The organism is Pseudomonas sp. GWSMS-1, from assembly GCF_049847425.1.
Classification (GTDB): domain Bacteria; phylum Pseudomonadota; class Gammaproteobacteria; order Pseudomonadales; family Pseudomonadaceae; genus Aquipseudomonas.
The window spans coordinates 79,255-91,801 of sequence record NZ_JBMHHV010000005.1 but is presented as its reverse complement, the minus strand read 5'-3'; the positions used below and the strand labels follow the sequence as shown (position 1 = coordinate 91,801).

Sequence of the window (12,547 nt, the reverse complement as noted above, 5' to 3'; positions counted from 1 at the left end):
CTGCGGCCGCTGCTCGCACGCTACGCCCGTGTATTCAGCCCGGGGCTGCACGTACTGTCGCAGAACAAAATCCCCAAGAAGGTGAGTGTCAATATTCTCGGCAACCTGGGCTAGGCCTAGGACAGCAGGCCGGCGCTTATGGCGAATGTTGCAAGCGCATCAGCTGGGTACGCGACACATCGGTCTGGCAATCACTAAGTTTGATACGAAAGATCGAACGAAAGGTGATGCGCCGCTCACCCTGTCGTTACAGGTCATGTAGGAACGCCGAACCACCCGCAAAGACGACAGAGCGACATGCACGTAAATAATAGTGCGACACGACTTGGGCACAGAATGGACACATGAAAAACAAAAAGCCCTAGGTTTTCACCTAAGGCCTTGTTTTATATGGTGCACCAGACGGGATTCGAACCCATGACCACTGCCTTCGGAGGGCAGTACTCTATCCAGCTGAGCTACTGGTGCAACGCGGCGCAATCATACGCATCTCGCTGGCGGGCGTCCATGCCGCTACTTTGTTCGTGATTCTGCACGGGAACCGCCGCCTGGCTATCTGCGCCTGCAAGCAGGGAATATGCACAGGTCTCGTTAATTTTTTCGAACATACTATTGCCCTTTACCCCTCTTAACCCTAGCATTCGTTTGAGATTTCAAACGCTCTTACTGAAATCATCTGCGGTTAGCTTTTTCGCTCGTTTATTAAACAGCATGAGCCCAACGATCAAATCCAGCGACGCTGTAGTGCGGCGCATTCGATGACAGGTACCGATGCCAGGGTGTCGGAATTGAGGAGACTGCCATGCAACTGAAAGACACCCAGCTGTTCCGTCAGCAAGCTTATATCGATGGTGTTTGGTTGGACGCCGACAGCGGCCAGACCATCAACGTGAATAACCCGGCAACTGGCGAAATTCTCGGTACGGTCCCCAAAATGGGCGCGGCCGAAACCCGCCGTGCCATTGAAGCCGCAGAGAAAGCGCTGCCGGCCTGGCGTGCACTGACCGCCAAGGACCGCGCCAACAAACTGCGTCGCTGGTTCGAGCTGATCATCGAAAATCAGGACGACCTCGCTCGCCTGATGACCCTGGAGCAGGGCAAGCCATTGGCTGAAGCCAAAGGCGAAATCGTTTATGCCGCCTCCTTTATTGAGTGGTTTGCCGAAGAAGCCAAGCGCGTCTACGGCGATGTGATTCCCGGTCACCAGCCAGACAAGCGCTTGATCGTGATCAAGCAGCCAATTGGCGTGACGGCAGCGATTACCCCGTGGAACTTCCCGGCCGCGATGATCACCCGCAAAGCCGGCCCAGCGCTCGCCGCGGGCTGCACCATGGTGCTCAAGCCTGCGTCGCAAACGCCTTTCTCTGCGTTTGCCCTGGCTGAGCTGGCCCAGCGTGCCGGTATTCCTGCCGGTGTGTTCAGCGTGGTGTCCGGCAGCGCCGGCGATATCGGCAGCGAGCTGACCAGCAACCCAATCGTGCGTAAGTTGTCCTTCACGGGCTCGACGGATATCGGCCGCCAGCTGATGGCCGAATGCGCCAAGGACATCAAGAAGGTGTCCCTGGAGCTGGGCGGCAACGCGCCGTTCATCGTGTTCGACGACGCGGACCTGGATAAGGCCGTCGAAGGCGCGATCATTTCCAAGTTCCGCAACAACGGCCAGACCTGCGTCTGCGCTAATCGCCTGTACATTCAGGACGGCGTATACGACGCCTTCGCCGAGAAACTGGCCGTTGCGGTGGCCAAGCTGCAGATCGGTAACGGCCTGCAAGAGGGCACCACCACTGGCCCGCTGATCGACGACAAAGCCGTGGCTAAGGTGCAGGAGCACATTGCCGATGCCTTGAGCAAAGGCGCGCGCCTGCTCACCGGTGGCAAGCCGCACACCTTGGGCGGCAGCTTCTTCGAGCCGACCATCCTGGTCGACGTGCCGAAGCATGCGGCGGTGGCCAAGGAAGAAACCTTCGGCCCGCTGGCCCCGCTGTTCCGCTTTAAGGACGAGGCCGACGTCATTGCCATGTCCAACGACACCGAGTTTGGCCTGGCCTCGTACTTCTATGCCCGTGATTTGGGCCGTGTGTTCCGCGTAGCGGAAGCACTGGAGTACGGGATGGTGGGCGTTAACACCGGGTTGATCTCCAATGAAGTCGCGCCGTTCGGCGGCGTGAAAGCCTCCGGTCTGGGCCGCGAAGGCTCGAAGTACGGCATTGAGGACTACCTGGAAATCAAATACCTCTGCCTGGGTATCTAACCCCCGGCGAAGTAACTCCGCAGAGGTGCACGAGAGCGCTGCACCTTCTGCATTTATATGGACAGACCCTGTGGCCGGGTGTGCTGCGGCAGTCGATCATCGAATACTGCCAAGCCCTCCCGGTAACACATCCTTGAACCACGCCGCGATTAAACGGCGAATGAGGACACCATGAGCAAGACCAACGAATCTTTGATGCAACGCCGGATGGCTGCCGTTCCACGCGGTGTCGGCCAGATCCACCCGATCTTCGCTGAGCGCGCGGAAAACGCCACCGTATGGGACGTCGAAGGCCGCGAGTTTATCGACTTCGCCGGCGGCATCGCCGTGCTCAACACCGGCCACTTGCACCCGAAGGTGGTCGCCGCGGTACAAGAGCAGCTGACCAAGCTGTCGCACACCTGCTTCCAAGTGCTGGCTTACGAACCCTATGTCGAGCTGTGCGAAGAAATCGCCAAGCGCGTACCGGGTGACTTCGCCAAGAAAACCCTGCTGGTGACCTCCGGCTCGGAAGCGGTCGAAAACGCCGTGAAGATTGCCCGCGCCGCCACTGGCCGCGCCGGCGTAATCGCCTTCACCGGCGCCTACCACGGCCGCACCATGATGACCCTCGGGCTGACCGGTAAAGTCGTGCCTTACTCGGCCGGTATGGGCCTGATGCCAGGCGGTATCTTCCGTGCGCTGGCACCGTGTGAGCTGCACGGTGTGAGTGAAGACGAGTCGATCGCCAGCATCGAACGCATCTTCAAGAACGATGCGCAGCCGAGCGACATCGCGGCCATCATCATCGAGCCGGTGCAGGGCGAGGGCGGTTTCTACACCAACTCTCCAGCCTTCATGCAGCGCCTGCGCGCCCTGTGCGATGAGCACGGCATTCTGCTGATCGCTGACGAAGTACAAACCGGCGCGGGTCGTACCGGCACCTTCTTTGCCACCGAGCAACTGGGCGTGATTGCAGACCTGACCACCTTCGCCAAGTCGGTAGGCGGTGGTTTCCCGATCGCGGGCGTGTGCGGCAAAGCCGAGATCATGGACGTGATCGCACCCGGCGGCCTGGGCGGCACCTATGCCGGTAGCCCGATTGCCTGCGCAGCGGCCTTGGCCGTGTTAAAGGTCTTCGACGAAGAAAACCTGCTGGAGCGTTCACAAGCGCTGGGTGAAAAAGTCAAAACCGGTCTGCGCGCGATCCAAGCCAAGCACAAGGTGATTGGCGATGTCCGCGGTCTGGGCTCGATGATCGCCATTGAACTGTTCGAGGGCGACGAGAAGCGCACCCCGGCGGCAGCATTAGTCGGCAAGATCGTTGCGCGTGCACGTGAGAAGGGGCTGATCCTGCTGTCGTGCGGCACCTACTACAACGTCATTCGTTTCCTGATGCCCGTGACCATTCCTGACGCACAACTGGAGAAGGGCCTGGCAATTCTTGCCGAGTGCTTCGACGAACTGGCCTGATTCTTAGCTGGTTCACACAAAAACCCGCCTCGGCGGGTTTTTTGTTTTCTGCCGCCTAACCCGGCTCAGCCCTGAAATTTACGGCGGCGTGGCACCTGTTTCAAGGGGAGGGATTGAGCCGTGGCAAAATGCCTCATGCAGCTCTTATTAGCCCTATAAAACCCCTCTAAAACAGCCTATTCGGCCATGATGTAAACTTGGCTATGTGCTCAAGATTTCGTCGATTTGCATGCGCGCTCAGCTAGCGGCCCCTTACACTGCGCGCTGCTGGCTGCAGTGAAGCCATTCTTTTGCTAATACGCTTTTCTCTGAGGTTTCCATGACTGCCACGGCCAAGGCTGCGGAGATTCTGATCGCCGAAGCAGAACCCTGGACTGCCGATCTGCTCGTGCAACTGGTACGCGACGTTCGTCCCGATGCGCGCATTCTGCGAGTCACCGACGGCGAAGCGGCGCTGGCCAAATGCAAACGTCGCCTACCGGATCTGGTGATTGCCGATGGCGACCTGCCGGGTGTCGATGGCCTGGAACTGCTGCGCCAACTGCGCCGTCACCCGCGCACCCCGGCACTGCCATTTATCCTGATCAGCAGCCGCCTGGATGCCAACAGCGTACGCGCTACACGGCCGCTGGCCCCGACGGCCTACCTGGCTAAACCGTTCAATGCCGAACAACTGCGCCAGCGCCTGTTGAACATTCTCGGCAGCGCAGAGGCGCCAGCGGTGAACGCTAACGCTCCTCTGTTAGTCGACAGCCTGGATGAGTACCTCAACGCAGTGCGTGAAGAAGGCCAGGGCGCGCCGCTGTTAGCCTCGGTCCGTGACTCGGTGAGCCAGTGCCTGAAAGGCGATGAGACTAACCTGCGTGAGCTTGAACAGATATTTTCCCGTGATCCGCAGATCACTGCGCGCCTCATCGCTGCGGCCAATAGTGCTGCCCAGCATCAGGGCGTACCGTGTCAAACCCTGAGCCAGGCACTGCCGCGCCTGGGCGTGGCGCGCACGTTGAATCTGGTGCTGGGCATGGCCGTGCAGCGCAACGCCCAACTCAGCGACCCGCGCTTGGCCGAGCTGGCCAACAGTGCCTGGGAAAACGCCCAGCGCAGTGCCGACCTGGCGCGCTGGTTGGCCAACGAACTGCATCTGGACGCCGAGTTGTGCTTTACCGCCGCGCTGTTGCACAACATCGGCGAGCTGGCATTGCTGCGTAGCCTGCAAGATTGGCAGGACGCTGGCGGCGTACTGCGTGACGAGCAAATCCCGCAAAGCCTTCAGCAACGCGCCGCCAGCTTCGGCTCGGCGCTGCGCATCCGCTGGCGGTTGCCGTTCGGCCTGCGCGAGCTGATTACCGCGTTTTACACCCTTAGTAGCGGTGTCTTTTCGCGCGAGGCGCTGGTGCTCAATCTGGTGTGCCTGCTGCTACGCCAACGCAGCAATCAATCGGCCAAAGAGTTACGCGACGAACGCTGCGTACGCTTATTGCGCCTGGATATCAGCCTGCTAGAGCGCATTCCCAAGCTTTAGCGGCCAGTGGGCTGAGCCACTGAGGCTCTAACTGAGAACAGGTGATTTAAGCGTGCTGACGGTCTCACTCAGCTCCAGTAGCAGACCGGTAATTTGCTCGGCGCTCATGTTGAACGGATCAAACCGGTCGCTGGCCGAATACTTGAGGAACAGCTCGCGGTTGGTCTGCTTGGCACCGGCCCAACCCATGCTCCAGTTGCTGTAACGGCGCATGCTGATTTCGGCGTAATCGAGGATGGTCAACTCCTTGTGCCGAGTGTCATCGGCCAGGCGGTTGTACAAGGCATTAACCTCAGTCCGCGGACCTTCCAGTGCCTGCAGAAAGATATCGGCGTTGCAGCAGAGAATCCCGGTCAGGCCTTTACGCGGGTTGTTACGCTGCGAACTGTCGAGAATTTCGCGAATCAACTCAGCAGAAACGCTGTGGCTGGCTCGGCTGGCATAGGTGAGGCGGACAAGCATGGTGATCTCCTTTATTAAAGTGGCAACAGGGTTCGAGCAAAAATCAACGTACCGACACCCCAGGCGGCGTTAACCAGAAAGCCGATCAGAAAACGCCCCGGCAGCTTCACCGGATCAAAGCCCATCCCCTTGAGTGGAAACACCACCAGCAAAGCGACGGTGGTCAGGGCGATACCGCCGAACAGCAGGGCCTTGAGCCAAGGTTGTGGGGTGCCTGCCTGCCAACGCAGCACCAGCAGCATCACCACCGCCCAGAGCCCACCCCAGAAGGACGCCGAAAGTAACGCGGGCACCCCCAATGGCGCAGTGGGGCTCAGGTTGAACGGTGCAAACGGCACCACTGCCAGTGCATGCAGCAAGCCCAGCACAGGCTGGTGAAAAAACGGCACGGCCAGAAAGCCCGCGAGAAAAAACAGACTCAAACGCAACATCGGTAATCCCCAGGCTAACGACTGTTAGCCGATACTGCCTTATTTGTATAAGATCCGTACAACTAATTGCACGGCATTCTTCTATCCAGCTGTGTAACAAAACCCCGCGTGCACTCTCTATAGTGGCGACATCACGGCTGAGCCTATTCAGCCCGCTGCGCCCACCCGGCGCGCCCCTCATAAAGGAGCCAACTGTGCACGCCATGCTGCCCTTGCTCGACCAACTGGCTTTTCCGGCAATCCGCCGGGGGCCACTGGAAGCGCTGCAGATCAACCTGACCTACCGCTGCAACCAGCGCTGCCTGCATTGCCACGTGAATGCCGGGCCAACGCGCACCGAGGAAATGACAGACGAAAGCCTGGCGTTATTGCATCAAGTAATCGATGCGCACCCGGTGCAAACCTTGGACCTCACCGGCGGCGCACCGGAAATGCACCCACGTTTTCGTGAAATTGTTGTACATGCGCGCCGTGAAGGCCTGCGGGTGATCGACCGCTGCAACCTGACCATCCTCAGTGAGCCCGGCTATGAAGACCTGGCCCAGTTCCTTGCCGAGCAAGGCGTGGAGGTCAGCGCCTCGTTGCCATGCTACTCACGGGATAACGTCGATAAACAGCGCGGCGATGGCGTATTCGAGGCCAGTATCAAAGGCCTGCAACAGCTCAACGCCCTAGGCTATGGCCAACCCGGCAGCGGCCTGATTCTGAATCTGGTGTACAACCCGCAAGGGCCAAGCTTGCCGCCGCCTCAGCAAGGCCTTGAGGCCGACTATAAGCAGCACCTGGCGGAAGATTTCGGAATCGTCTTCAACCACCTGCTGACCATTACCAACCAGCCGATTGCGCGCTTTGGCAGCACCTTGGTCAGCAAGGGCCAGTTCAACACCTACATGCAATTGCTGCGCGACAGCTACCGCCCGGAAAATCTCGACGCGCTGATGTGCCGCGCGCTGGTCAGCGTCGACTGGCAGGGCTACCTGTACGACTGTGATTTCAACCAGATGCTCGACCTGCCGCTCCCCCTGCAAGGTCAGTTGATTGGCCGCCAGCGCGCGCATTTGCTTGACCTGCTCGGCGCCACACTCGATGGCAACCCGATTGTTACCCGCGACCACTGCTACGCCTGCACCGCTGGACAGGGCTCCAGCTGTGGCGGCGCATTAAATGAATAAGCTTGGAGTGAACCTATGAGCAGCACGGTCGGGCTGTTTTTCTGGGGGTTTCTGCTGGTGTATGGCGCGCTGATGGTGGCGCTGTCGCCGCGCGCAGTGACCCTCGGTGGCTTCTTCAACGGTGAAGACAATCAAGGCCGCAGTGCAGCGCCCTGGTTGCTGACCTCAAGCATTTTTATCAGCTGGATCTTCGCCAAGTCGGTGACCAACGCCGCCAATCTGGGAGCCAGTTACGGCCTGATCGGCGGCCTGGCCTACGCCATGTATTGGCTGTCGATTCCGCTGACCGGCTTCGTCATCTACCGCCTGCGCCGGCGTTATGCGGCCACGGGGCTGGTGAGTTTTCTCAGCAGCCATTATGGCCGTGGCGCGGCGCTGGCGTTTTCTGCCGCCATCCTGATCCGCCTGTTTAACGAGGTGTGGAGCAACACCGCCGTGGTTGGTGGTTATTACGGCGACGCCGGCAGCCTTGAGTTTATCGGCGCGGCCTTGCTGTTTACCGCCGTGACGCTGGCCTATAGCCTGCGCGGCGGCCTGCGTAGCTCGATCCTTACCGATGCGGCGCAGGCGGCGATCTTTATCGTCGCGCTGGTCTGGGTACTCGGCCTAGTACTCCCGCAGCATTCCCCCAGCGAGCTGGCCAGCACCAGCCACTGGGCACTGAATGCCGGCGTCGATCTGCTGCTGGTCGCCGGTCTGCAGGCCTTCAGCTATGGCTTCCATGACCCGGTGCTGACTGATCGCGGCTTTATCAGCGAAGAGAAAACCATGCGCCGCTCATTCGTGATTGCCGGCGTACTGGGCTTTATCGCCATCCTCGCGTTCAGCCTGATCGGCGTCCATGCGCAGCTCACTGGTTTAGCGGCCTCAGACAACGTGCCCGCTGCCCTGGCCAAGACTATGGGCATCGGCGCGTTGATGGTGATGACCGTGGTGATGGTCTCTGCCGCGGGCTCAACCCTGGACTCAACCTTCTCCAGCCTGGCCAAGTTGGCAGGGCGCGAGCTGCCCAAGTTGGCCGGGCGCGACCTGGGGCAGAAGGCCATTGGCGTCGGCATGGCCGTCATGGTGGTCTTCGCCTTGCTCGGCAACCTGCCGATGATCGCCGGCACCGACATTCTCAAAGCCACCACCATCAGCGGCACCATGGTTATCGGCCTGGCACCAGTGTTTATCCTGCACGGCCTGACCACGCCAACCCGCCTGGGCTTTCACCTGAGTTTCTGGACTGGTCTGGGCTTGGGCGTCGCCCTGACCCTCGGCTGGATCCCACCAAGCTGGGCCATTGGCGACGGCAAATACGCGCTGCTACTCGGCACTAACCTGTATGGCCTGGGCCTGTGTGTGCTGGGCTATCTGGTTCCCGGCTGGCTGCGCGCCGGTCAACGAGGCGCAGCCTGATGCGCGCCGGCCGCGATTGCCCGCTGGATTATCGCCTGGCGCCAGATGCCTTTAGCGGCGAGCCGCTGTTCGAGTGCGCGACACTGTATGTAGTCGGTGGTTTGTACGGTAATCGTCAGGCGCTCGCGGCACTGCAACGGCGACTGGCTGCCGAACCCAATGCGCGGGTGGTGTTCAACGGTGATGCGCACTGGTTTGACCGCGACCCGCAGATTTTCCAGCAGATTGAAGAAGGGCTGAGCGCGCACCTGGCCCTGCGCGGCAATGTCGAAACCGAGCTGGGCCGCGACGACGACAGCGGTGCCGGCTGCGGCTGCGCCTACCCGATGAACGTGGACGACCAAGTAGTCGAACGTTCCAATGCCATCCAGCAGGTGCTGAATAGCACCGTGCAAAGCTTGCCCGGTATGGCCGAGCGCTTGGCTGCGCGCCCGAGTACAGCGCTGGTCAGCGTCGACGGGCAACGCGTCGCAATCAGCCATGGCGATGAGCAGTCCCTGGCCGGTTGGAATTGCTCGCGTGAGGCGCTGAGTGAACCGGCCCGCCAGCAGCAGCTGGATAGCTGGTTCGCCACTCACAATGTGCAGGTTCTGGCCACCAGCCATAGTTGCGCCGCCGTCGCGCTGAACCTTAAGCACGGCGCACTGGTCAATAACGGCGCGGCTGGCCTGCCTAACTTTGCCGGCGGCCGTTATGGCCTAATTAGCCGCATCGCCACCACGCCGCACCCGGCGGCGCTGTATCGCTGCCAGCGCGACGGATTGTTTATCGAGGCCCTGCCGCTGAACTACGACCCCGCTGCCTTTCTCGCCGACTTCGACCGCCAGTGGCCCGCCCACAGCCCGGCGGCGCAGTCCTATCGCTCACGTATTCTTGGCACTGTGGCGGATCAACCGTCGCAGGCCCTGCTGGCCGGTTTTAGCCTGTGCCAAAGCCTCTGCGCCCTGGAGGCGCTGACTGATGAATAGCCGCAAAATCGCCCTGATGGGCTTGATCCTCGCATTGCTCGGCAGCTTCTTTGTCTTCGACATTGGCCAGTACCTCAACCTCGAGGCGCTGAAAGCGCAGCAAGTTGCACTCAACACCCAGGTCGCCGAGCAGCCCTGGCTGGCGGCGGGGCTGTTCTTTCTCGCCTATGTCGCGGTCACGGCGCTTTCCTTACCCGGCGCGGCGCTGATGACCTTGCTTGGCGGGGCGCTATTCGGGTTGATCGAAGGCTTCGTGCTGATTTCCTTTGCCTCCACGTTGGGCGCGAGCCTGGCCATGCTCAGCAGCCGCTTTCTGCTGCGTGACTGGGTGCAGAGCCGCTTCGGCCAGCGCCTGGCGAGCATCGATGCCGGGGTCGAGCGGGAAGGCGCGTTCTACCTGTTTGCCCTGCGTCTGGTGCCGCTGTTTCCGTTCTTCCTGATCAACCTGGCCATGGGCCTGACCCGCCTGCCGCTGCGCACCTATTGGTGGGTCAGCCAGCTCGGCATGCTGCCCGGCACCCTGGTGTACGTGAATGCCGGGCGTGAGCTGGGCCAGCTGGAGTCGTTGTCCGGCATTCTTTCACCGGGCCTGCTCGGCGCCTTTGTGCTGCTCGGGGTATTCCCGCTGATTGCGCGCAAGTTGCTCGGGCTGATTCAGGCACGCCGCGTGTATGCCGGCTGGCACAAACCCAAGACCTTCGACCGCAACCTAGTCGTGATCGGCGCTGGTGCCGGCGGGCTGGTCAGCGCCTATATCGCCGCAGCCGTGAAGGCCAAGGTCAGCCTGATCGAAAAACACCAGATGGGCGGCGACTGCCTGAACACCGGCTGCGTGCCCTCCAAGGCGCTGCTGCGCTCGGCCAAACTGGCCAACGAACTGAAGAAGGGTGAAGCCTTGGGCTTTACCGGCGTGCAGGGCCAGGTGGATTTCCCGGCCGTGATGCAGCGCATCCAACGGGTGATCGCCGACATCGAGCCGCATGACTCGGTGGAGCGCTACACCGACCTGGGCGTCGAGGTGATTGAGGGTGAAGCGAAGATCCTTTCGCCCTGGACGGTTGAGGTTAATGGCAAAACCCTGAGCAGCCGCAACCTGATCATCGCCGCCGGCGCGCGGCCGTTCGTGCCCGATATTCCTGGCCTTGAGCAGGTGCAGGCTTACACCTCCGACACCATCTGGACCCTGCGCCAGCAGCCGCGCTGGCTGCTGGTGCTGGGCGGCGGGCCGATTGGTTGCGAACTCTCGCAGGCCTTCCAGCGCATCGGCAGCCAAGTGATTCAAGTGGAACGCGGTGGCCGCCTGCTGCCCCGTGAAGACGCCAACGCCAGCGAAGCGGTAATGGCCAGCCTGCGTGCCGACGGCGTCGACCTGCGCCTGGGTCATCAGGCCGAGCGTTTTGAAGTGGTCGACGGCGAAACCCGCATGATTGCCCGCAACCTCGACACCGGCGAACCGGTGACCATCGCCTTCGACTGCCTGCTGCTGGCCCTCGGCCGTAAAGCTAATGTCAGCGGCTACGGGGCTGAGGAGCTAGGCCTGACGCTGCGCGACAATGGCACGTTGGAAACTGACGAATACCTGGCCACGCGCTTCCCCAATATATTTGCGGTGGGCGATGTCACCGGGCCGTACCAATTCACCCACGTGGCCGCCCACCAGGCCTGGTACGCGGCGGTCAACGCGCTGTTTGCCGGTTTTAAACGCTTCAAGGCGGATTACCGGGTGATTCCACACTGCACCTTCACCGATCCGGAAGTGGCCCGTGTTGGCCTCAGTGAGGGCGAAGCCCAGGTTCAAAACGTCGCCTATGAAGTCACCCGTTATGGCATCGACGACCTCGACCGCGCCATCGCCGACGAAGCCGCCCATGGTTATGTACAGGTGCTCACCGAGCCCGGCAAAGACCGCATTCTCGGCGTGACCATCGTTGGCGAACACGCCGGTGAGCTGCTCACCGAGTACGTGCTGGCGATGAAGTACAACCTGGGCCTGAACAAGATTCTCGGCACCATCCACAGCTACCCGACCATGAGCGAGGCGAACAAGTACGCCGCTGGCGAATGGAAACGCGCCCACGCCCCACAACGGCTGTTGCGGCTGGTTGAGCGTTTCCACACCTGGCGGCGCAGCTGATGCGCGCGTTAGTGCTGGGGCTAATTCTCGCCGCACCGCTGGCCCAGGCGGAGAACCTGCTGACGCCCTGGACAGCAGGCCCGCCGACCGCCGCATGGTCGACGCCGTGGAAGCTGGCGGACATTCCCAAGCTCAAGCCGTCTGAGCGCAGCCTGATCCAGCTGGATGGCCAGCAGGCATTGCGGATCAACGCCGATGCCGCCGCCGGCGGGCTCGTGCACCCCTTGAGTCTGCCCGGCGATCAAGCCTGGCAGCTGAGCTGGCAGTGGCGCACCGAGCAGCGCCTGGCCCAGGCCCGCTTCGCCACCCGCGAAGGCGATGACTACGCCGCCCGGGTGTATGTGCTGCTGGATTACCCGCTAGACTCGCTAAGCTTCGTCACCCGACAAAAGCTGCGTCTGGCGCGGACCTTCTTCGACCCCGACCTGCCCGCCGCCACCCTGAGCTACGTCTGGGATAACCGCGAAGTCCCTGGCACCCATGCCCGCAGCGCCTACACCGAAACGGTGGAGATGCATGTGCTGCGCGGTCCTGAAGCCGCGCTGGGCGAGTGGCTGACGGAATCCCGCGATCTTCGCGCCGACGCCACTGCCGCCTTCGGCAGCGCGCCACGTAAGATTCTCGGCGTGGTGTTTGCTGCCGACAGCGACAACACCGGTGAAAGCGTGACCAGTTATTTCGCCGCGCCACAAATACGCAAGCTGCCCTGACAACAGCGCGGGTAAGTCTTTACCATGCAGCCACTGTTAGACAC

General features: G+C 61.3%; 10 protein-coding genes and 1 tRNA gene. 8 read left to right on the top strand and 3 right to left on the bottom strand.

From position 1 onward, the window contains the following. Positions 1-391: 391 nt before the first annotated feature. A tRNA-Arg gene (locus ACEPAJ_RS03750) sits at positions 392-468 on the bottom strand. Positions 469-802: 334 nt separating this feature from the next. Here ACEPAJ_RS03750 and gabD point away from each other — a divergent pair. The 3 genes from gabD (at position 803) to ACEPAJ_RS03735 (ending at position 5,225) form a co-directional block, all read left to right on the top strand. Next, entirely contained in the window at positions 803-2,251 is a 1,449-nt protein-coding gene (gene gabD / locus ACEPAJ_RS03745; RefSeq protein WP_425913630.1) for an NADP-dependent succinate-semialdehyde dehydrogenase, read from the top strand. 171 nt (positions 2,252-2,422) lie between these two features. Further along, positions 2,423-3,703: a 4-aminobutyrate--2-oxoglutarate transaminase gene (gene gabT / locus ACEPAJ_RS03740; protein WP_425913629.1), complete on the top strand. Its 1,281-nt coding sequence runs from the start codon at positions 2,423-2,425 to the stop codon at positions 3,701-3,703. A 319-nt stretch (positions 3,704-4,022) separates the two neighbouring features. After that, positions 4,023-5,225: an HDOD domain-containing protein gene (locus tag ACEPAJ_RS03735; protein WP_425913628.1), complete on the top strand. Its 1,203-nt coding sequence runs from the start codon at positions 4,023-4,025 to the stop codon at positions 5,223-5,225. A gap of 27 nt (positions 5,226-5,252) precedes the next feature. Here ACEPAJ_RS03735 and ACEPAJ_RS03730 read toward each other — a convergent pair whose 3' ends face one another. Together ACEPAJ_RS03730 and ACEPAJ_RS03725 are read right to left on the bottom strand one after the other, a co-directional pair. Next, positions 5,253-5,687: a BLUF domain-containing protein gene (locus ACEPAJ_RS03730; RefSeq protein ID WP_322948206.1), complete on the bottom strand. Its 435-nt coding sequence runs from the start codon at positions 5,685-5,687 to the stop codon at positions 5,253-5,255. A gap of 14 nt (positions 5,688-5,701) precedes the next feature. Further along, positions 5,702-6,118 (bottom strand): hypothetical protein, encoded by a 417-nt coding sequence (locus tag ACEPAJ_RS03725; protein WP_425913627.1) that lies wholly within the window; start codon positions 6,116-6,118, stop codon positions 5,702-5,704. Positions 6,119-6,321: 203 nt separating this feature from the next. Between ACEPAJ_RS03725 and arsS the strand changes: the two genes are divergently transcribed. From arsS to ACEPAJ_RS03700, 5 genes are read left to right on the top strand one after another with little or no spacing between them, the layout of a single operon-like run. After that, on the top strand, positions 6,322-7,290 hold the full coding sequence (gene arsS / locus ACEPAJ_RS03720) for an arsenosugar biosynthesis radical SAM (seleno)protein ArsS (RefSeq protein ID WP_425917922.1): 969 nt from the start codon (positions 6,322-6,324) through the stop codon (positions 7,288-7,290). A 15-nt stretch (positions 7,291-7,305) separates the two neighbouring features. Next, positions 7,306-8,691, top strand: a complete 1,386-nt coding sequence (locus ACEPAJ_RS03715) for a sodium:solute symporter family transporter (protein ID WP_425913625.1) — start codon at positions 7,306-7,308, stop codon at positions 8,689-8,691. Beyond that, complete coding sequence (locus tag ACEPAJ_RS03710; protein ID WP_425913624.1) at positions 8,691-9,659, top strand: hypothetical protein; 969 nt, start codon at positions 8,691-8,693, stop codon at positions 9,657-9,659. The genes ACEPAJ_RS03715 and ACEPAJ_RS03710 overlap by 1 nt, the downstream gene beginning before the upstream one ends. Beyond that, positions 9,652-11,793 (top strand): FAD-dependent oxidoreductase, encoded by a 2,142-nt coding sequence (locus ACEPAJ_RS03705; protein ID WP_425913623.1) that lies wholly within the window; start codon positions 9,652-9,654, stop codon positions 11,791-11,793. The genes ACEPAJ_RS03710 and ACEPAJ_RS03705 overlap by 8 nt, the downstream gene beginning before the upstream one ends. Next, complete coding sequence (locus ACEPAJ_RS03700; RefSeq protein ID WP_425913621.1) at positions 11,793-12,503, top strand: DUF3047 domain-containing protein; 711 nt, start codon at positions 11,793-11,795, stop codon at positions 12,501-12,503. The genes ACEPAJ_RS03705 and ACEPAJ_RS03700 overlap by 1 nt, the downstream gene beginning before the upstream one ends. The last annotated feature ends 44 nt before the right edge of the window (positions 12,504-12,547 follow it).